At 63.8% G+C, this 20,431-nt stretch carries 17 protein-coding genes and 5 pseudogenes; 9 read left to right on the forward strand and 13 right to left on the reverse strand.

Going from position 1 to position 20,431, the window contains the following annotated elements:
* Positions 1 to 49: 49 nt before the first annotated feature.
* The 3 genes from YO9_RS0104335 to nrdF form a co-directional block, all read right to left on the reverse strand.
* Complete coding sequence (locus YO9_RS0104335; protein ID WP_016996403.1) at positions 50 to 1,015, reverse strand: MFS transporter; 966 nt, start codon at positions 1,013 to 1,015, stop codon at positions 50 to 52.
* Positions 1,016 to 1,220: 205 nt separating this feature from the next.
* The gene (locus YO9_RS0104340) at positions 1,221 to 1,838 is read right to left on the reverse strand and encodes a TetR/AcrR family transcriptional regulator (RefSeq protein WP_016996404.1); all 618 of its coding nucleotides are present in this window, start codon (positions 1,836 to 1,838) and stop codon (positions 1,221 to 1,223) included.
* A 130-nt stretch (positions 1,839 to 1,968) separates the two neighbouring features.
* On the reverse strand, positions 1,969 to 2,949 hold the full coding sequence (gene nrdF / locus YO9_RS0104345) for a class 1b ribonucleoside-diphosphate reductase subunit beta (RefSeq protein WP_016996405.1): 981 nt from the start codon (positions 2,947 to 2,949) through the stop codon (positions 1,969 to 1,971).
* A 311-nt stretch (positions 2,950 to 3,260) separates the two neighbouring features.
* Between nrdF and YO9_RS0104350 the strand changes: the two genes are divergently transcribed.
* Positions 3,261 to 3,449: an antitoxin gene (locus tag YO9_RS0104350; RefSeq protein WP_016996406.1), complete on the forward strand. Its 189-nt coding sequence runs from the start codon at positions 3,261 to 3,263 to the stop codon at positions 3,447 to 3,449.
* 85 nt (positions 3,450 to 3,534) lie between these two features.
* On the opposite strand, the gene zapE is transcribed toward YO9_RS0104350, so the two are convergent.
* Positions 3,535 to 4,581 carry a cell division protein ZapE gene (gene zapE, locus YO9_RS0104355; protein WP_031272661.1) on the reverse strand — a complete coding sequence of 349 codons (1,047 nt, stop codon included), beginning with the start codon at positions 4,579 to 4,581 and terminating at the stop codon, positions 3,535 to 3,537.
* Between the two features lie 263 nt (positions 4,582 to 4,844).
* Here zapE and YO9_RS0104360 point away from each other — a divergent pair.
* The 3 genes and pseudogenes from YO9_RS0104360 (at position 4,845) to YO9_RS0104370 (ending at position 6,711) form a co-directional block, all read left to right on the forward strand.
* A pseudogene (locus YO9_RS0104360) lies at positions 4,845 to 5,750 on the forward strand (sulfurtransferase).
* Complete coding sequence (locus YO9_RS0104365; protein WP_016996408.1) at positions 5,747 to 6,208, forward strand: SufE family protein; 462 nt, start codon at positions 5,747 to 5,749, stop codon at positions 6,206 to 6,208. Before YO9_RS0104360 ends, YO9_RS0104365 begins: the two are co-directional and overlap by 4 nt.
* A 167-nt stretch (positions 6,209 to 6,375) precedes the next feature.
* Entirely contained in the window at positions 6,376 to 6,711 is a 336-nt protein-coding gene (locus YO9_RS0104370; protein WP_317259745.1) for a YbaK/EbsC family protein, read from the forward strand.
* Here the strand turns inward: YO9_RS0104370 and YO9_RS0104375 are convergent.
* Positions 6,671 to 7,927, reverse strand: a complete 1,257-nt coding sequence (locus tag YO9_RS0104375; RefSeq protein ID WP_016996410.1) for an alpha/beta hydrolase family protein — start codon at positions 7,925 to 7,927, stop codon at positions 6,671 to 6,673. The genes YO9_RS0104370 and YO9_RS0104375 overlap by 41 nt on opposite strands.
* A gap of 138 nt (positions 7,928 to 8,065) precedes the next feature.
* On the opposite strand from YO9_RS0104375, the gene msrB reads away from it, so the two are divergent.
* The 5 genes and pseudogenes from msrB to YO9_RS16770 all read left to right on the forward strand — a co-directional run bounded on the left by msrB (position 8,066) and on the right by YO9_RS16770 (position 11,855).
* Positions 8,066 to 8,509 carry a peptide-methionine (R)-S-oxide reductase MsrB gene (msrB, locus tag YO9_RS0104380; RefSeq protein WP_016996411.1) on the forward strand — a complete coding sequence of 148 codons (444 nt, stop codon included), beginning with the start codon at positions 8,066 to 8,068 and terminating at the stop codon, positions 8,507 to 8,509.
* 159 nt (positions 8,510 to 8,668) lie between these two features.
* A pseudogene (locus YO9_RS19665) lies at positions 8,669 to 8,743 on the forward strand (hypothetical protein); the annotation flags it as partial.
* A 107-nt stretch (positions 8,744 to 8,850) separates the two neighbouring features.
* Positions 8,851 to 9,231, forward strand: coding sequence for a DUF3000 family protein (locus tag YO9_RS19670; protein ID WP_016996412.1), 381 nt, complete (start codon positions 8,851 to 8,853; stop codon positions 9,229 to 9,231).
* Between the two features lie 136 nt (positions 9,232 to 9,367).
* A pseudogene (locus YO9_RS0104390) lies at positions 9,368 to 10,688 on the forward strand (HRDC domain-containing protein).
* A 909-nt stretch (positions 10,689 to 11,597) separates the two neighbouring features.
* On the forward strand, positions 11,598 to 11,855 hold the full coding sequence (locus YO9_RS16770) for a QcrA and Rieske domain-containing protein (protein WP_262925581.1): 258 nt from the start codon (positions 11,598 to 11,600) through the stop codon (positions 11,853 to 11,855).
* Between the two features lie 78 nt (positions 11,856 to 11,933).
* Here YO9_RS16770 and dxs read toward each other — a convergent pair.
* From dxs to YO9_RS16795, 8 genes and pseudogenes are all read right to left on the reverse strand, one after another.
* A pseudogene (gene dxs / locus YO9_RS0104395) lies at positions 11,934 to 13,908 on the reverse strand (1-deoxy-D-xylulose-5-phosphate synthase); the annotation flags it as partial.
* 194 nt (positions 13,909 to 14,102) lie between these two features.
* Positions 14,103 to 16,906 (reverse strand): annotated as a pseudogene (acnA, locus tag YO9_RS0104400) (aconitate hydratase AcnA).
* A 139-nt stretch (positions 16,907 to 17,045) separates the two neighbouring features.
* Positions 17,046 to 17,183: a hypothetical protein gene (locus YO9_RS16775; RefSeq protein WP_016996414.1), complete on the reverse strand. Its 138-nt coding sequence runs from the start codon at positions 17,181 to 17,183 to the stop codon at positions 17,046 to 17,048.
* A gap of 85 nt (positions 17,184 to 17,268) precedes the next feature.
* The gene (locus YO9_RS16780) at positions 17,269 to 17,532 is read right to left on the reverse strand and encodes a hypothetical protein (protein WP_262925578.1); all 264 of its coding nucleotides are present in this window, start codon (positions 17,530 to 17,532) and stop codon (positions 17,269 to 17,271) included.
* A complete protein-coding gene (locus YO9_RS0104405) occupies positions 17,433 to 18,458 on the reverse strand; it encodes a TRAM domain-containing protein (protein WP_223286093.1) in 1,026 nt (341 codons plus the stop codon). Before YO9_RS0104405 ends, YO9_RS16780 begins: the two co-directional genes overlap by 100 nt.
* Positions 18,455 to 19,051 (reverse strand): hypothetical protein, encoded by a 597-nt coding sequence (locus YO9_RS16785; protein ID WP_223286094.1) that lies wholly within the window; start codon positions 19,049 to 19,051, stop codon positions 18,455 to 18,457. Before YO9_RS16785 ends, YO9_RS0104405 begins: the two co-directional genes overlap by 4 nt.
* 52 nt (positions 19,052 to 19,103) lie before the next feature.
* Positions 19,104 to 20,045, reverse strand: a complete 942-nt coding sequence (locus YO9_RS16790) for an APC family permease (RefSeq protein ID WP_262925579.1) — start codon at positions 20,043 to 20,045, stop codon at positions 19,104 to 19,106.
* The gene (locus tag YO9_RS16795) at positions 19,973 to 20,425 is read right to left on the reverse strand and encodes a hypothetical protein (protein ID WP_223286095.1); all 453 of its coding nucleotides are present in this window, start codon (positions 20,423 to 20,425) and stop codon (positions 19,973 to 19,975) included. The genes YO9_RS16790 and YO9_RS16795 overlap by 73 nt, the downstream gene beginning before the upstream one ends.
* Between the last annotated feature and the right edge of the window lie 6 nt (positions 20,426 to 20,431).

The raw sequence follows: 20,431 nt of genomic DNA on the forward strand, positions 1-20,431 counted from the left end.
CGCGTACGATCCACCCAAAGTCGGAGGATCCGAACGGAAACCCTGGATACTAATCAGGCTGTCGCGGGTGCCTGCAGCAGGCGGCCGATGCACCCAGCAATGCCATACCGATGGCGATTTGCCAGAGCATTGTTGCCCAGCCCACGAGCAGTAACGAGCCCACTACAGAGGCAATGCCAAGTCCTATGAGAATGCGAGGGGAGACACGAGAAACCATTGATCCAACGACTGGATTAGCAATTACCCCAACAAGAGCTGCTAACGCGAACAACAGGCCGATGACGAATGGACTCTCACTAAGTTGCACGGGCAATACGGGTTCCAGAGCCGCTATGACCGCCGCACCGAGCATGATGGCGATAACGATTGACCAGGAACCCGGTACACGAAGCACTGACATGGGACCTCCGGTGTCATCAGCTATTCGTGGGACATCTCGGACCAATATGATCCGCAGGATCCCGTCCAAGACCGCTATTCCAGCCGCGAGGATGAATGGGGAAGCCGTGCCGAATTCCCCCACCATGTAGCCCGCGAGTGGAGGTCCAATGAGTACGCCGAGCGTGATCGTGGATATCGCTATTCCCATAGCCATCCCTCGTCGGTCAAAGCTGGTCGTCGCCGCGATCAGCGCAAGACCTGCGACCCACGACATACCCCCGGCTACACCCTGCGCAAACCTGGCCAAGAGGAGCAGCCAGAAGGGCTCACCAACCGCGAAAATGAGAGTTGCAGCTGCCAGACCTACCATGCCAATCAGCAAAGGGATCTTCGGGCCCACACGATCAACGAGTCGCCCACTCAACAGTGCAGCGATGATCAACGCGATCGCGTAGGACCCGAACAGGATTCCTGTCATGGCTGGCCCGGCCTCCACCACGGAGGGCAAGAGGGGGAGCACTGGGACGGCCAGGCCAATGACTAAGTTGTCCACGAAGAGTGCAAGCGAAGCGACGACGAGCGCCCTCTTCGACAGCGTGCCAGGCGGAAGAGTCTTGAATGGAAAACAGCTCATGGGGGGCTCCTTTTGGTGATCAGTTCATCTATACATACAGGTTAGTCTGTATGTATAGAAACGACCAGTGTCCCCTATCTGTGATCCACTTGCGCCACGGGTCAGATCGGCGGTCCGACGCGCCATGGCTTTGCCGTTGGTGGACTTGCGTCCGACTCCTCAGCTCGCATCCACGCATGGACCTTTCATACTGGGAGCCCTCGGATCAGGACATGACTTTCTTAGGCACTTCTGCAACACCGAGGAACCCATCAACTAGGTAATCAACGGTTACTTGCAACTCAGCTTTTGATGGAAGCTCAGCGGGGTGCGTTATGGCTGTGACAGCGAGGCCCTGAAGGAACACCACAACGTTTCTAGCGACCATGTGCTGAGAAACGGGCAGATCCTTCGCCGATGCTAGGCAGTTTTCAATGTTGTGCTTCCACGAGTCGAGTGCATCTGTCTTTTTAGGGCTGCCGCTGCCGGACGATTGCGGCGCGACGATCACCGTGGTCGCCACCAACGATCGAAACTGCGAATCATCTTGTAGCCATTGCACATAGCGATGAAGCAAATTTCGCAGATTGTCTGCTGCATTCGCGGTGCTTGTGTCCTCTGCGAATAGTTGGTCACCAAACTTTGACCAACCGAACTGCAATGCCTCTACGAGCAGTTCAAATTTGGAATCAAAATGATGATTCAAAGCTCCACGAGACACTCCAGCCGCACGAGCGATGATCTCGAACGTCGCGCCCCGCCATCCATGCTCTTCGAAGGCAGTGAGCGAGGCGACCAAGATCGCTTGTTTCGTTTTCTTCGCATCCTCGGCCGACCGCTTCATGTCTGCAAGGCTAGTTCATTAATCACACCTAGAGGCCGTCGAATGCCTTCTCCAAGCGGAGGTGAAAAAGCCCGGTTCTGCAAGAACCTGCAGATCCGGCTTTCAGGCCTCGAGTCGAAATGTGTAGACCCTAGAAGTCCCAGTCCTCGTCTTCCGTGTTCACGGCCTTGCCGATCACGTAGGAGGAGCCGGAACCGGAGAAGAAGTCGTGGTTCTCATCCGCGTTCGGGGACAGCGAGGACAGGATCGCCGGGGACACGTCGGTCATCTCGCGCGGGAACAGCGCCTCGTAGCCCAGGTTATTGAGGGCCTTATTGGCGTTGTAATGCAAGAACTTCTTGACGTCCTCCGTCCATCCCACCGTGTCGTAGAGGGACTCGGTGTAGGCGATCTCGTTCTCGTAGAGCTCGTCCAACAGGTCGTAGGTGTACGCCTTGAGCTCTTCCTGACGCTCCGGGGTCTCCTCGACCAGACCGCGCTGGTACTTGTAGCCGATGTAGTAACCGTGCACGGCCTCGTCACGGATGATCAGACGAATCAGGTCCGCGGTGTTGGTCAGCTTGGCGTGCGAGGAGAAGTACATGGGCAGGTAGAAGCCCGAGTAGAACAGGAAGGACTCCAGCAGCGTGGAGGCAACCTTCTTCTTCAGGGGGTCATCACCCTTGTAGTACTTGATGATGATCTCGGCCTTGCGCTGCAGGTACGGGTTCTCGCGCGACCAGCGGAACGCCTCGTCGATCTGCTTCATCGAAGACAGCGTGGAGAAGATCGAAGAGTAGGACTTGGCGTGCACCGATTCCATGAACGCGATGTTGGTGTAGACCGCTTCCTCGTGCAGGGTCTTGGCGTCCGGGATCAACGACACAGCGCCCACGGTGCCCTGAATGGTGTCCAGAAGGGTCAGACCGGTGAAGACCTTCATGGTGAGGTCCTGCTCCTGCTCGGTCAGGGTCTTCCAGGACTGGACGTCGTTGGACAGCGGCACCTTCTCGGGGAGCCAGAAGTTGGAGGTCAGGCGATCCCAGACTTCGAGGTCCTTGTCGTCCTGAATGCGGTTCCAGTTAATGGCCTCCGCCGGGTGGCGGAGCAGTTCAACCTTTTCAGGTGTCATGGCGCGCGCTGGCTCCTTCGCTTAGTGAGGGGGCCGTCAAGCTACCCGGGGGTTCCTCACGCTCACGTGCGGTCGGGACGACGGCGCTTCAAGAGTAGCCCACACCGTCCAGTTCGGGCGATGGCCCAGGTCACCGGCACGTCTCGGCCCGGAAGGGTTAGCAGAATCCCACACCGGTCTCCCCTTGTCACGGCTTGTTTTCTGACGGCGAAGTTCACGCAAAAGCCCTTTTCAGATTCACATTTGTGAGGTCATGATGGTCACATCAGCGCCCCGAACGGGGCGGCTCGATCTACTGAAAGGAGACCGTCATGGTGGACATCGGAGGACTTGGAGACAAGGCAAAGCAGTTCGCTGAGGACAACCCGGACAAGGTTGACCAGGGCATCGAGAAGGCCGGAGACACCGTGGATGATCGCACCGGCGGTCAGCACGCGGAGCACGTCGACAAGGGCCAGGATGCGCTGCGTGACAAGCTCGGCGGCGGCAACGAGCAGTAATAGCTGATAGAACGGCGCCCCTCGGAAGAAATTCCGAGGGGCGCCGTTTGCTATGTACAGCGACTGGAAAAAAGCGCTGTAGGACTCAGGCCTCGCCGCCCTCACGAGCGAGTGCCGTCAGACGCGACACAGCGCGGTAGTACTTCTTCTGGTAGCCGCCGGCCATCATTTCTTCGGTGAAGACCTGGTCGAAAGGCACACCGGTCGAGAGGATCGGCAGATCCTTGTCGTAGAGGCGGTCTGCCAACACCACGAACCGCAGTGCCACGGCCTGCTGGTCGATAGTGCGCACTCCGCGCCACACGATGGCGTCCAGACCGTCGATCAGCGCACGGTAGCGGGACGGGTGCACGCGGGACAGGTGCTCGACCAGCGCGTCGAAATCGTCGATCGCCACGGCCTTGCCCGAGAAGGCTTGCTCGGCAGCGGCGTCCAGAGCGGCGTCGTCGGCGAGGGGCTGGGGCGCTTCGGGAAGGCCGCGGTGGCGGTAGTCCTCGCCGTCGATCCGCACCACGTCGAACTGGGAGGACAGCACCTGGATCTCGCGCTGGAAATCCTGGGCCGCGAACCGACCCTCGCCCAACGAACCGGGCAACGTGTTGGAAGTGGCCGCGAGCTTGACGCCCGCGTCCGCGAGTTCGCGCATGAGGCGGGACATCAGTACGGTGTCCCCCGGATCGTCGAGCTCGAACTCGTCGATGCACACGAGCTTGTAGTCCTTGAGCGCCTCCACGGTGTGGCGGAAGGTCAGCGCACCCACCAGGTTGGTGTACTCCACGAACGTGCCGAACGCCTTGGGGCCCGGAACCGCGTGCCACAGCGATGCCAGGAGGTGGGTCTTGCCCACGCCGAAGCCACCGTCCAGGTAAATGCCTTGCGCGGGCGAACCCTTCTGGCCTCCGCCCCCACCGAACAGCTTGGAGAAGAACCCGTTGCCGGAGGCCTGGCCGCCACCCACACCTGCAGCGAAGGCCTTGAGCTTCTCGACGGCCTCCGCCTGCGACGGCTGGGAAGGATCGGGCCGGTACGTGTCGAAGGAAACCTCTCCGAAGCGCTCGGACGGACGGAAACCGTCCAGCAACTCGTGGCCGGATACGCGCGGATTACGCTCCACGAGGTGTTCAATGTGCATGCTCACGTGAGGGGCCTCCCTGCCCGCTGCGCCACTCCCCCGCGAATTCACGGGCACCGGGCATCGGACGGCATTGATCGGTACGGATTCTGAGCAGCCTAACTGCTCCTGCCCCGATGCTACCGGTCAGCCCGTGGTGAACACGCGCGCTGCAGCGCCCGGTTGCAGCTTTCTCGCATGCATTCGTCACCGCGAGCGCACTACGCTGGAAATCAAGTCCCGCGCGCCGTGACGCGCACGTCTACACACGAGGAGTACTCCACATGCCCGTGGAAGCAGAGAACAACCAGGATTTCTCCCAGTACGCTCACCCGGAGCGGCTGGTCTCCACCCAGTGGGTGGCCGACAACGCAGGCAAGCCCGGCGTGGTGGTGGTCGAATCTGACGAGGACGTCCTGCTGTACGAAACCGGTCACATCCCCGGTTCCGTGAAGGTTGATTGGCACACGGACCTCAATGAGCCGGATACCCGTGACTACGTAAACGGTGAGCAGTTCGCAGAGCTCATGTCCCGCAAGGGCATCTCCCGCGACGACACGATCGTGGTGTACGGCGACAAGTCCAACTGGTGGGCCGCCTACGCCCTGTGGGTCTTCACCCTGTTCGGCCACGAGGACGTCCGTCTCATGAACGGCGGTCGCGACAAGTGGGTGGCCGAGGGCCGCGAACTCACCACCGATGCCACCGAGGTCACTCCGACCGACTACCCCGTGGTCGAGCGCGATGACTCCGTGATCCGCGCCTACCGCGAGGACGTCCTGGAGAACCTGGGCACCACCCCGCTGATCGACGTGCGCTCCCCGCAGGAATACACCGGCGAGCGCACCCACATGCCCGATTACCCCCAGGAGGCACACTGCGCGGCGGTCACATCCCCACCGCGGCATCGGTTCCCTGGGCTCGCGCAGCCGCGGAGGATTCCACCTTCAAGTCCCGTGACGAGCTGGACGCGATCTACCGCGAGGAAGTGGGCCTGTCAGACGGTGACGACATTATCGCCTACTGCCGCATCGGCGAGCGTTCCTCCCACACGTGTTCGTGCTCACCCACTTGCTGGGCTTCGACAAGGTCCGCAACTACGACGGTTCCTGGACCGAGTGGGCAACGCCGTGCGCGTGCCCGTGGCCCAGGGCGAGGCCCGCGGCGAAGCTCCGGAGGGTGCCCGGTGACCACTGACGCATTACCGAATCAGGTTCAAGAGCTGATCGAGGATTTCGACGCCGTTCCGGAACCTGACAAGCTCCAGCTCCTTCTCGAGTTCTCCCGTTCGCTTCCCGAGCTTCCCGCCCGGTACGGCGAGCACCCGGAGGACCTCGAGCAGGTGGTCGAGTGCCAGTCCCCACTGTTCCTGGCCGTTGAGCTCGAAGAGGGTACCCAGGATCCGGGCGTGAACATCTTCTTCTCCGCGCCGGCGGAGGCTCCGACCACCCGTGGATTCGCGTCCATTCTGTACGAAGGACTGGACGGTCTGCCCGCGTCCACCGTGCTGGACATCCCCGATGATCTGCCCGAGCGCTTCGGGCTGACCAAGATCGTGTCCCCGCTGCGCATGCGCGGCATGTCCGCGATGCTGGGCCGGATCAAACGACAGGTTCGGGACCAGCAAGCGGCCCGCACCGCCGGCTGACCATGGCTCGAAAACGCCCGGGCTCGGGCATCGCACGCTGCTACGGCGGCGCTTGCGATGCTCGACGCCGCCGGGGTTGCTATACGGCCCTGCCTTACCAGCATGATCCGCGCGCGGAATCGTTTGGTTTGGAAGCCGCGCAGGCTCTGGGCAAAGATCCTGCGTGCGTGTTCAAAACCATCATGGTCACGCACGAGAAGAACTGGGCCACGGTGATGGTCCCGGTCAGTTCCACAGTGGATCTGAAGGCGACCGCCCGGGAACTGGGGTGGAAGAAGGCGAGTCTCGCAGCGGCGTCGGCGGCTCAAACCCGCACCGGCTACGTGGTGGGTGGCATCTCACCGTTGGGGCAGAAAACCCCGTCTCCCACGCTGCTGGATGAATCCGCGCGGGACCTGCCGACCGTCTTGGTCTCCGGCGGGCAGCGCGGACTGGACGTCGAATTGTCCCCCGCGGACCTGCTCAGGCTGACGGGCGGGCGGTACGCACCGCTGGCCGCTTGAGCTTGGTGGGCAGCCACTCGCGCACGGCGCGTTCCCAGCGCTTGCGGTCGATGTTCCATTCCTTGGTGTGCCGGGCGCCGGCGAAACCCACGAAGTCCACGAACGGGCTGAGCTCTGCCAAGTGAACGGAACCCTCGACCGGGACCACCTCGTCATCCGTGGAGTGCAGGATGAGCGTGGGCGTGGTGATGTCCTCCCAGCGGGACAACCAGTCCAGCGCGTGCAGATCGAGGGGTGCCGCCAGGCCGGTGATCTTGGGACCCAGTCGATGGGAAATCAGGTCCGTGGCCATGCGGCCGATGCGCCGCGGAATCCGGTGGATCTTGGCCTGGTGCGCCACCAGCTCGAACCAATCCACGACCGGCCCGTCCAGCACCACCGCGCGGACCTTGTTGCGGTACTGGGTGAGTTCCAGGGTGCGGAGCACAATGGCACCACCCATGGACCAGCCGAACAGCACGATGTCCTTGGCACCACGAGACAAGGCGTACTCGATGCCGGCCTCGACGTCTTCCCATTCCGTGAAGCCCAGCCCGTAGCGGTTGTCCTGGGTGGCAGGAGCCTCGCGGTCATTGCGGTAGGAGACGATCAAGCTGTGCAGGCCGAGTTCCTGGGCCACTCGGACACCGCGAATACACTCCATGCGCTGCGCACCGCGACCGTGCACCATGACCGCCCAGACCCCCTCGTGCCGTTTCCGGTCGGTATTGCCGTCCGCTGGAATCACCCACGCGGGCGCAGGACCGAGTTCCGTGGCCACGTCCACCTTCTCGAACGCGAATCCAGCATCTCCCGGGCGGGCGTAGACCGTGCCGGTCCACCAACCCTTCTTCCCCTCTTCCAACTCGCCCCGGTAGACCCGTTCGACCAGCCGGGTCACCGTGTTGTGGTTCTGCCGCACCACGAAACCGATGCGTGCCATGCTCTGGCCCTCGTCGAAGCGCAGGGCGTAGGTACCGGCGGCGCGAGTGTCCGTGTTGGCGGGAAGTGTGATGAGCGGCTGACCGGAATTCGGGTCATTTTCGAGCTTCAGGACAGTGAGCTTTCCCCCGACCTTGGGTGGCACCACCACTTGGCGCGCGATGAGCGCCGCCAACCCACTGGACAGGGCAAACGTTGCCGACGCCGCACCAATGCTGGCCGTGGCACCCACGATGGCACCGTGGCGCCACGAACGGGCGGGGGCGTCTCCGGCGGGAGTCAAAAGCGAAGCCATATCGTCATTCTGACATGTCCACCCTGGACACCACCGGCGGGCATATTAGAGCGCGATGAACTGTTGTACCAGTGGCCCGATCTTCCACGCCGGCTGGACAGCTGGCGATCAAGAAGCCAACTACGAAACGGAGAAGTAATGTCTGAGAACTCCACCAACGAGTCGGTCTCCGCGCAGTCCGCTGCCCGCACCGACGCCCAGTGGCGCGAAATGCTGTCCCCCACCGAATACCAGGTGCTGCGTCAAGGCGGCACGGAGCGCCCGTTCACCGGCGAGTACGTGGATACGGAAACCACGGGTGTGTACGAATGTCGCGCGTGTGGCGCCGAGCTGTTCCGTTCCACCACCAAGTTCCACTCGAACTGCGGCTGGCCCTCGTTCTTCGAGCCGCTGGCCGAGGATCGTGTGCGCTACATCGAAGACACCTCGATGGGCATGAAGCGCGTTGAGGTTCGCTGCGCGGCGTGCGATTCCCACATGGGCCACGTTTTCGAGGGTGAGGGATTCAACACCCCCACCGACCTGCGGTATTGCATCAACTCCGTGTCCATGCGGTTGGTCCCGGACGAACAGGGCGAATAGAGGCCGCCCAAGCTACTGATCGGTCACTGGTTGCCCAGTGAAGTCGTGGACTTTTCTCACGGCGTGGCTCCCCTCACCCCCACCGACTCACTGGCTAATGTGAGCCTTGTGAGCGCGGTAAGCGAGCTGAACAGCACCCCGGAGGAATTTCGCACGGCAGTGCGATCTCTCGGTCGTGCACGCACTCGCCCGGAGGTCTCCCTGGCCCAGATCGCACCGCCCAACGGCTTGGCACCCCACGCGATTTCCATCGCGGCAGAGGTGGGCCGGATTCAACGCCGCACCCTGCGCACCATGCGCAACCACGAACAGACGCAGGCGCCCACCACGGCAGGTTCGTCATGTTGTACGACCCTTCACGGCCCGAACCGTGGGGTGGGGCTTTCCGCATCGTCAGCTGGTTCCGAGCCCACATGGACTTGGAGATCGGCCGCGACGAATTGCTCACCGATGTCAGCTGGACCTGGCTCACCGACGCACTGGACGAGAGCGGCGCTCGTTACATGGCCGAGGGCGGAACCGCCTCCCGGACCATGGAGAAGGGATTCGGTTCCCTGCGCGAAAACACCGACAGCGTGGAGATCGAAGTCCGCGCCTCCTGGACACCTCTGACCGAGTACGAACCGCAGAACTGGGCGGCCGCGCACGTGGAAGCCTGGTCAGAATTACTGTGCACCGCCACGGGACTTCCCCCGTTCAGCGAAGGTGTGACGTATTTGTAGTGGATCACACCTACTGATGGGTTCAGTGGCAGTACGGTAGGTACAACAGTTATCGATCCATTTGTCAGGAATTTTCATTAGCACCGTGAGTGATCAATCTCCCAGGCCGCCGCAGAAGCCTCAGACCACCGAAGTGGTGGTCGAGGGGTTCGAGGACTTCCATGTCCCGGCCACCGTTCACCTGCACGGGCCCGCCGAGGGCATTCCCCGTGTGGTGGATACGGCACGCGGTCTGGCACGCGCGGCGGAGCAGCTCGCGGAGGCAACCGGTCCCGTGGCGATCGACACCGAACGAGCCTCAGGATTCCGGTTCGGCCAGCGTGCGTTTCTGGTCCAGATCCGCCGCGAAGGTGCCGGCACCATCCTGATCGACCCCGAGGCCGTGGGATCACTGGCCAGCGTGAACGAGGCCCTGAGCGGCGTCGAATGGGTGCTGCACGCCGCGACACAAGACATGCCGTGCTTGCGTGACCTGGACATGACTCCCGACCTCCTGTTCGACACGGAGCTGGGTGGCCGACTGCTCGGACTGCGCAAGGTGGGGCTGGCCTCGATGACCGAGGAACTACTCGGGTTCACGATGTCCAAGGAACACTCGGCCGTGGACTGGTCCAAACGGCCCCTGCCCCAGGACTGGCTCAACTACGCGGCCCTGGACGTCGAAGTTCTGGTTCAGCTGCGCTGGGCCACGGAAGAACGACTGGCCGAAGCCGGGAAGCTCGACTGGGCCCGGCAAGAGTTCGAGGCCGTCCGTACAGCGCCGGCTCCGCCTCCCCGCAAGGATCCGTGGCGCCGTACTCACGGGATCGGCAACGTACGCGGGCGCCGCAAGCTCACCGCCGTGCGAAACCTATGGACGGCGCGCGAGAACCTGGCCAAGCACAAGGACCTCTCCCCCAGCCGACTCCTGCCGGATTCAGCCATCATCGCTGCAGCCAACGCGATGCCCCGCACGGTCCCGCAACTGCTGGCGACCCCTGGATTCCACGGCCGCTCAGCGTCCCGAGAGGCTCCGCGCTGGCTGACGGCGGTGCAGGAGGCCCGACTCACGGAAGAGCCCGTGCCCCACAACGTTCCCTCGGACGCCCTTCCGCCCGTCAAGCTGGGACACCAAGCGCCCGGAGGCCGCCGCGAGACTCAAGGCCATCAAACCGGCCGTGGCCGAGCACGCGGAAACCGTGGGTATGCCCACCGAGAACTTGGTTACACCGGAGTTGCTCCGCCGGTTCTGCTGGCAGCCGCCACGCTCCACCTCTGATGAGGCCGTGGCACAGCGCCTGATGGAATTGGGAGTACGGGAATGGCAGATCGAGCAGGTAGCGCCGGTCATCGGTAGCACCTGGCGTGCCTTGCGAGCCCAGCGTCGCGCGGAGAAGCACCCCGACGACGCCCCGCCCACATCCGAGGCTGCACCCGCTACTGACCCCGCAACAGCTACCGGCCCGGCCGAGAAGTAGTGACGTAACGGTCCGGCAGGTGACCGTTCACCAGGACTCGGCTGGCGGTGCCGGCCTTAGATATGACCGTGGCCGCACATCCACCCGGATGTGCGGCCACGTGTCTGTGACAGACGAAGATTACTTCTTCATGTCGTCCTTGGTGGGTGCCGGCTCTGCGGCATCCATGTCAACGTCCTTCTCGGTGGTCTCCGGCTTGGGCAGATCCGAGTTCGAGTTGGAACCGACCTTGGCCTTGACCGATGCGGCGCCGCCCTGCGCCTTGTCCTTGACGACCGAAGCGCCGTCCTGAGCCTTGGCGGACACGGTGCCGGCAGCCTTCTGCGCGGTGTCGGCAAGCTTGCCGCCCACCACGGGAACCTCGGCCTTGACCCAATCGGTGCCCTCGGACACCTTGTCCTGGACCTTGGGGTCGTTCCAGGTGTTGATGGCGGTCTCACGCAGGGACTCGTAGCTCTTACGGCCCGAGGCGGAACCCACGACAAAACCAACACCGAAACCGGCGACAAAAGCGAGACGCTTGATCATCTTGATTCCTTTCATTCCTTCGAGGCAGCCATCATGGCACCCCTTGACTGATACACATCCTACTGATCTTCGGCCGCACTCCCCCAGTTGACGCACGGAGTACCGGCCAGTCGCACCAAATTGCCAGGGTCGAAATCCTAGACTGATTCCAGTCAGACCGACGAAAGGATCCCATTGAGCACGCAACGAAATCAGCAGTCCGGACCGGCAGAGAACAGCGCCTTTCCCACGCGACGGCGCGTGGTGGGTGCGGCGGGTCTGGCCTCGGTTGCCGCGGTCGGGCTGAGTGCGTGCGGCGGTTCGGACCAAGAATCCAGCGACACCACTACCCCGCAAGCCCCCACCTCTCCCGTGGACGTCGCAGCCACCTCGGATATCCCGGTGGGTAAAGCGGTCAAGGTCGAGAAGGACGGGCTCCAGGCCGTGGTCGGACAGCCCACCGAGGGCACGTTCAAGGCCTTCTCCCCCGTGTGTCCGCACGAAGGATGCGTGGTGAATCCCGCCAACAAGAGCTACGTGTGCCCGTGCCACAGTTCCACGTTCGACATGACCACCGGTGATGTCCAGGGCGGCCCCGCCACCAGCGGTTTGGCCGAGTACCCCGTCAGCGTTCAGGGCGATCGCATCATCGTGGGTTGAACCTACGCGTGACTCAGGGCGGTCCGAGGGTGTCGGACTGCCCGCTACGCGCCATCCACCCGCCGCATCTGGCTGGTCTGGGTGGCGCGTACTTTCTCCGTCCGCCGGGCGAGCATAGGGAACCCGGGTGCCGAGCACGGAGGACAGCGTGTTCTGAGCAATTCGCTGCGCGGTGAGTCCGGTCTGTTCCAGGATTTGTTCGCGGCTCGCGTGGGCCAGGAACTCGGTGGGCAGGCCCACCTCGTTAAGGGCGGTGTCCACTCCGGCCGAGCGCATTTCCTGGCGAATCAGCGATCCGATGCCACCGGCGCGCACGCCGTCTTCGATGACCACCACGATCCGGTGCTGTGCGGCCAATTCCACCACGGACTTCGCCACGGGCAGCACCCAGCGCGGGTCCACCACGGTGGAGGACACGCCGTGCGCGGCCAGGCGCTCGGAGACGTCCTGGCTGATGCCGCACATCGCACCCAGGCTCACGATCAGCACGTCACGATGGTCGGTGTCCGGCTGAGTCGGGTCGCCGTTGCGGACCAGCACGTCCACGCCGTCCGACAACCGCTCCAACGCCGGCGACGGCGCTCCCACGGTTCCCTTGGGATAGCGCACCACGGTCGGTGCGTCCTCGATGGCCACCGCTTCGCGCAGCTCTTCGACCATCGTGGCCTCGTCGCGCGGCGCGGCCAGGTGCAGGCCGGGAATGATCTGGAGCAACGCGAGATCCCAGATGCCGTGGTGGCTGGGACCGTCCGGTCCGGTCACCCCGGCGCGGTCCAACACCACGGTCACGCCGGCCTTGTGCAGGGCCACGTCCATGAGCAATTGGTCGAATCCGCGGTTGAGGAACGTCGCATAGAGACCCACCACGGGGTGCAAGCCGCCAAAGGCCATACCCGCGGCCATGGTCAGAGCGTGCTGTTCGGCAATACCCACATCCACCACGCGGTCCGGGTGGGCCAGCTGCATTTTCTGCAGGCCCATGGGAATCAGCATGGCGCCCGTGACTCCCACGATGTCTTCACGCTCGTCCGCGATGGCCGCGATCTCGTCGCGGAACACGTGAGTCCAGGTGCGCGAGGAGGAAGTGGCAGTCGGTTTGCCGGTCGACGGATCAATCACCGGCACGGAGTGGAACTGGTCGTTCTCGTCCAGTCGGGCGGGCAGGTATCCGTGGCCCTTCTCGGTCATGGCGTGCACGATGACCGGCCCACCAAAATTCTTGGCGTTGCTCAGGGCTTGCTCCATGGCCTCCAGATCGTGACCGTCAACGGGTCCCACGTACTTCATGCCCAGGTCCTCGAAGATGCCCTGCTGGACCACCACGTCCTTGATGCCCTGCTTCATGCCGTGCAGGCCCCGGTACACGGCGGAGCCAGGTGCCCGGATTCCTGGAGGAGTCCCTTGACCTTCTCCATGGTCTGTTCGTAGCGGCGGTCGGTACGCACGGCGTCAACGCCCTGCTGCACGCTGGCCTGCAGTTCCTGCAACCGGTTGGCGAAACCACCGACGGTGGGCGCGTAGGAGCGGCCGTTGTCGTTGACCACGATCACGACCTTGCGGTTCTTGTCCGAGGCAATGTTGTTCACGGCCTCCCAGGCCATGCCACCGGTGAGCGCGCCGTCGCCGATCACGGCCACGGTGTGCCGATCGCCCTGCCCGGTCAATTGGTAGCCGCGCGAGATCCCGTCCGCCCAGGACAGGGACGACGACGCGTGCGAGGACTCCACGATGTCGTGTTCGGATTCGCCGCGGTCCGGGTAACCGGCCAGGCCGCCTGTTGGCGCAGCGTGGAGAAGTCCTGCCGGCCCGTCAGAAGTTTGTGCACGTAGGACTGGTGACCGGTGTCGAACACGATGGAGTCGCGCGGTGAGTCGAAGACACGGTGCACGGCGAGCGTCAGTTCCACGACACCCAGGTTGGGTCCCAAGTGACCGCCCGTTGCGGCTACGTGGGTGATCAGGAACGAGCGGATGTCCGCAGCCAGTTGCTCGAGAGCCGCTGCGTCCAGTCCTCGCAGATCGGACGGGCTCTTGATGGTCTCCAGAAGCGTCATGCGTGCTCTCCGTGCCTTTGAAAGTTCGGGATCGGTGGTTGCAGTGTCGGTCAACAGCACACTGTTGGTCTGCCCCGAGGTACCGTTCGATCTTACTCGTCATAACCGACAGCACTGCACAGGTACCTGGTTAAACAACTCTGCCGGTGACCCCCTGAGGGGCCACCGGCAGAGTTTTTCAGGCTGCCTGTGCCTTACTTGGCGATCTGACGCAGCACGTACTGCAGGATGCCGCCGTTGCGGTAGTAGTCAGCTTCACCCGGGGTGTCGATGCGCAGATCGGCATCGAACTCCACGGTGGAACCGTCTTCCTTGGTGGCGGTGACCTTCAGGGTCTTGGGGGTCTCGCCCTCGTTCAGAGCGGTCACACCCTCGATGTCGAAGGTCTCGGTGCCGTCCAGGCCCAGGGAGTCAGCGGACTCGCCTGGGGGAACTGCAGCGGCAGCACGCCCATACCGATCAGGTTGGAGCGGTGAATACGCTCGTAGGACTCGGTGATGACCGCGCGCACGCCCAGCAGCGAGGTGCCCTTGGCGGCCCAGTCACGCGAGGAGCCGGAACCGTATTCCTTGCCGCCCAGGACCACCAGCGGAACGCCGGCTTCCTGGTAGTTCACGGAAGCGTCGTACACCGTGGACTGCGGGCCGTCTGCCTGCGTGAAGTCGCGGGTGAAGCCACCCTCCACGCCGTCCAGCAGCTGGTTCTTGATACGGATGTTCGCGAACGTACCGCGGATCATCACCTCGTGGTTACCACGACGGGAACCGTACGAGTTGAAGTCCTTGCGCTCCACACCGTTCTCGATCAGGTACTTACCAGCCGGGGTGTCCGACTTGAAGGAACCTGCCGGCGAGATGTGGTCGGTGGTGACCGAGTCGCCCAGCTTCAGGAGCACGCGGCGCCCTTGATGTCCTCGACCGGGGTGGTCTCCATGGACATGCCGTCGAAGTACGGTGGCTTGCGCACGTAGGTGGAGTTGGGATCCCACTCGAACACGTCGCCGGTGGGGGTCTCCAGGTTCTGCCAACGCTCATCACCATCGAAGATGGTGCCGTATTCGGTGGTGAACATTTCGGTGTCGATCGAACGATCGATGATCTCCTGGACCTCGGTGGGGTTCGGCCAGATGTCCTTGAGGTAGATGTCGTTACCTTCGGAGTCCTGTCCCAGGGCTTCGTTCTCGAAATCGAAGTCCATGGTGCCGGCCAGGGCGTACGCGATGACCAGCGGCGGGGAGGCCAGGTAGTTCATCTTGACGTCCGGGTTGATACGACCCTCGAAGTTACGGTTACCCGAGAGCACCGAGGTCACAGCCAGGTCGTTGTCCTGGATGGTCTGGGAGATCTCGGGCTCCAGCGGACCGGAGTTACCGATGCAGGTGGTGCAGCCGTAACCCACGATGTAGAAGCCGAGCTCCTGCAGATCCGGAACCAGACCGGACTTTTCGTAGTAGTCGGTGACGACCTTGGAACCCGGAGCAATGGAGGTCTTGACCCACGGCTTGGCCTTGAGGCCCTTGGCCACGGCGTTGCGTGCCAGCACGGCAGCAGCCATCATGACCGACGGGTTGGAGGTGTTGGTGCACGAGGTGATCGAAGCGATCGACACGGCACCGTGGTCCAGCTCGAACTCGCGACCGTCTTCCATATTGACCTTGACCGGGTTGGAGGCGCGGCCTTCAACATCCTGTGCGTCGTGGTCGCGGGGGCGCTCAGCGGCGTCCTGCTCCTCGGTCGCATCGTGCGACGGGGAATCGGAAGCGGGGAACGAGGTGCCGTTCTCGCTGCGGTCCTTGACGATTTCCTGGCCCTCAACGTAGTTGACCAGGTCATCGCGGAACTGCGGCTTGGAGCGGGTGAGCTCGATGCGGTCCTGCGGGCGCTTGGGGCCGGCGATCGAGGGAACCACGGTGGACAGGTCCAGCTCGAGGTACTCGGAGAACGCGATCTCCTCCGAGGGGTCGTGCCACATGCCCTGTTCCTTGGTGTACGCCTCGACCAGTGCGACCTGCTCCTCGGAACGGCCTGTCAGGCGCAGGTAGTCCATGGTGACCTCGTCGATCGGGAAGATCGCAGCGGTCGAACCGAACTCGGGAGACATGTTGCCGATGGTGGCGCGGTTGGCCAGGGGCACAGCTGCAACGCCCTCGCCGTAGAACTCCACGAACTTGCCCACCACACCGTGCTCGCGCAGCATCTCGGTGATGGTCAACACCACGTCGGTTGCGGTGGCGCCGGAGGGGATTTCGCCGGTGAGCTTGAAGCCCACCACGCGCGGGATCAGCATGGAGATGGGCTGACCCAGCATCGCAGCCTCTGCCTCGATACCGCCAACGCCCCAACCCAGCACGCCAATGCCGTTTTCCATGGTGGTGTGGGAGTCGGTGCCCACGCAGGTGTCCGGGTAGCACGAACGGTGCCGTCAACCTCGCGGGTCATGACCACGCGGGCCAGGTTCTCGATGTTGACCTGGTGCACGATACCCATGCCCGGGGGAACGACCTTGAAGTCGTCGAATGCGGTCTGGCCCCAGCGCAGGAACTGGTAACGCTCGCCGTTGCGCTGGTATTCGATGTCCATGTTGCGCTCGATGGCGTCCGTGGAACCGAAGGCGTCGATCTGCACGGAGTGTCGATGACCAGCTCGGCCGGTGCCAAGGGGTTCACGCGGGATGCATCGCCGCCGAGTTCCGCAACGGCTTCGCGCATCGTGGCAAGGTCCACGATGCAGGGAACGCCGGTGAAGTCCTGCATGATGACACGGGCAGGGGTGAACTGAATCTCCGTGTTCGGCTGGGCTTCGGGATCCCAGTTGGCCAGGGCTTCAATGTGCTTCTCGGTCACGTTGGCACCGTCTTCGGTGCGCAGCAGGTTCTCGAGCAGAACTTTCAAGCTGTAAGGGAGTTTCTTGGCCCCCTCAAGTGCATTGAGTCGGAAAATTTCATAGTCGGTGCCGCCGACGTTGAGTACGCCTTTGGCTCCAAAGCTGTCCACAGTCATGGTGTGGAACTCCTCTCGCCACCGTTTGAATGCGTTCGCAGCTGTCAACGGGGTGCCAGAAGCACCCCGGGCGCGCACGAACGGTCACCCCACAGTGTAGCCTGTGCCACTTACCCTGACCGGGAGATTCGGCTCGGGGTCAATCATTGCGCCGCAGCACAGCCACGGCTTCCACATGATGCGTGTTGGGGTACAGGTCGAAAGCCTTGATGTTGGCCACCTTCCACCCCCTGCGCGACAACCGACCGAGGTCGCGTCCCAGGCTGCCGGATCGCACGCGACGTACACGATGGTGTGGGGCTCGGCGGCGTCGATAGCAGCCAACACTTCCTTCGCCGCGCCCGAACGGGACGGGTCGAGAATCACGATGTCCGGCTTGGGCACGCGCACCGCGGGCGTTTCTGACCCCGTGAGGCCCCGTGGCGGCGTCGTGCGGGGTTGCGCCCCGTGAGAATCCGCGCCACGTCTCCTCGGGTGACCCGAACGTGCTCGGACTCCGTCAGGTTCACGCGAGCATCGGCGGAAGTCACCGGGGAGCCCTCCACGGCGAAAACCTGACCCTGCGGCCCCACGGCGCGAGCCGCGGCGGCCGTGAACAGGCCCGCGCCGCTGTAGAGGTCCCACACGGTCTCCCCCGGCCGGATCTGCGCGGCAGCGAGCACGGCCTCGACCAGGGTGCGCGGGGCATTGCGGTGGATCTGCCAGAACCCGGTGGACTCACCCGCCAGGTCAACGGCTCTTCGCCGGGCAGATCGAGGGTTTCGCGGACCACGGGATCGCCGGCCCACGTCTGGATCTCTCGATCTTCCGGAGACTGCGCGGTCACGGAGACGTTGTGCTCGCTCCCCCACGCGGCCAGGCGGCGGCGCAGTTCGGCCAGCGTGTCCGGAGCCTGGCGCGGACGCAGACTGACGTGCAGCAACGGTCGGCTCCCGTTGGCCGGCGCGGCGATATCCAATCGGGCGGCTCCGGGCACGGAGAGCTCCCACGGGGCCAGTGACTGAATGGACTGGGTGGCCAGCGGCATATCCGTGATCGGAATCAGCTCGTTGGAGCGATGCGGGTACATACCCGCGGTGCCGTCATCGGCGACGTCCAGGTGCAGCCGGGTGCGCCAGCCGGTGCCGTCCGAGGTTTCATCCTCGACCGCGGCCACCCGCCCCCGCCAGTCGATACCGGCCAGGTGGTCGAGTTGCTCGGCTACCACCAGGCGCTTGAGTTCACGCTGGGCCTCCAGGGTGAGGTGTCCGAATTCCGCACCGCCCACGGGCAGGCGGTCCTCACGGGCTGCCGACGCCGCATCGGCCGCCGCCCACGGGTGCCGCTCCCGGCGATCGGTGGAGGCTTCGAGAACCTCGACCACGTCTCCGCGCCAGAACTTGGCGTCCTCACCATGATCGGTGAGGCGCACGCGGACCAACTCCCCGGGCGCGCCGTGGCGCACGAACACCACGCGACCCTCCGGCGAACGCGACACCATGTGCCCTCCGTGAGCTACTCCGGTGAGTCGGAGCGTCAGCTCGTGGGCGGTGCCGGGTTGGTCTTCGGTCATTCTTGATTCTCCGTGAGTCGTAGTTCGCGCACCGATTCCAGGTGCCAGGGAACGGAGGCGATCATCACGCCTCGTTCGAAGTGCAGTCGTGCCTTGAGCGGTCGAATGGCCTGATTGTGCAGGAACCTTTCCCAACCGCGTCCCACAACATATTCGGGCAGGTAGACGATCACCAAGTCGCGCGGTGATTTCTTGCGGATGCCGCGCACGTGGGAGATGACCGGGCCGATGCTGTCACGGTACGGGGACGCGAGAACGGTCATGGGAACCGGGAATTCCAATCGCTGCCATTGCCGCAGAACCTCCTCGGTGCGGGCCCGGTCCGTGTCCACGACCACCGCCTCCAGGGTGGACGGCCTAGAAGCACGGGCATAGGTCAGGGCACGCACCACGGGCTTGCGCACGGAGGTCACCACGATCAACGCGTGCACCCGGGACGGCAACGCGCGCACCGGGGAATCAGGATCAACTTCGAGTTCCCGATCCACGGCCGAGTAGTGGTGGCCGATGGCCCGCATCCACAGCGTGAGCAGGGCGATGGCGACGATCGTCAACCATGCTCCCTGGGTGAGCTTGGTTGCCAGCACCACCACGAACACTGCGGCACAGAAAATCAGGCCACCACCGCCACACCCTGGCGCACGGTCAACTGACGGGTCGTGGCTTTGGAGGTTCGGGTGCGTCGCACGCGCGCCAGTGCCGCACCATGCCGGCCTGGGTCAGGGTGAACGCGAAGAATGCGCCCACCACGTACAGCTGGATCAGGCTGTTGACGTTCGCCTCGAAGATCACGGTGAACAGTGCCGCCACGATCGAGAGCAGCACAATGCCGTTCGTGAAGGCGAAGCGGTCGCCGCGCGATTGCAATTGGCGCGGCAGCAGAGCGGCGCTCGCCAGTCGCGAAGCTAGCGTGGGGAATCCGGAGAACGCGGTATTCGCGGCCATGAAGAGCACGCCCACGGTGACGGCCACGAGCACGTAGAACCACACCGAGTCCTCACCGGTGATGGTTTGTGCGAGCTGACCGAGGATCGGCACCTGGAAGAACTCTTCGCCGGGCCGTTGACCGTTGATCAGCAATTGCTCGTCCGCGTTCATCACCACGACCGCGCGGGTCTCGCGGGTGAGATACAGCACGCCCAGCAGCAACACCGTAGACAGCGCGCCCAGGTACGCCAGGGTGCGGGCAGCGTTGAGAGCCTTGGGCTTGCGGAAATAGGGCACCGAGTTGGTGATGGTTTCCACACCGGTCACGGCCACCGCACCGGAGGAGAACGCGCGCAGCACCAGCACCGCTCCCGCCAAGCCCACGAGCCCGGCGTCCATGCCCGCGGCGGGCAACACCTCATAGTCCGCCGACGGCGCTCGGTCCAGTGTTCCGGTCAGGTTCTGCACCAGCCCCGCCACGATGAGGATGAGCACCACCCCCACAAAGGCATAGGTGGGCACGGTGGAGGCCCGGCCCATGAACTGGAGGCCGCGCAGATTGAGCAGTCCGACAATGGCAATTCCGCCTAGAGCCACCCACGCTTGATGACCCACGAACCACGGCACCGCGGAGGCGACATATTGGGCTGCGGCGGACATGGAGACCGCCACGACCAAGGTGTAGTCCACCAACAGCGCCGCGCCCACCATGCGCCGGAGGGGCGGCCGAGGTTCTTGGACGCGATCTCGAAGTCCGCTCCGCCGGAGGGATAGGCTCGCACATTTTGGCGGTACGCCGTGATCAGAACGATCAACACCACCAGGACAACGATTCCCACCCAGGGTGAGATGGCGATGGCCGCGGTACCGGCGAGCGCGAGTGTCAGCACGATTTCGTCCGGTGCGTAGGCCACGGACGACAGCGCGTCGGAGGCGAACACCGGCAGGGCCGCACGGTTGCGGAGTAGGGTTCCGCCGGCGCGTTCGTTGTGGAGTGGTTTCCCCACGAGTACGCGGCGGGCAAGTTGGGACAGGTGCACGATTCA

Source organism: Kocuria atrinae C3-8 (genome assembly GCF_000286355.1).
GTDB classification, from domain to species: domain Bacteria; phylum Actinomycetota; class Actinomycetes; order Actinomycetales; family Micrococcaceae; genus Kocuria; species Kocuria atrinae_A.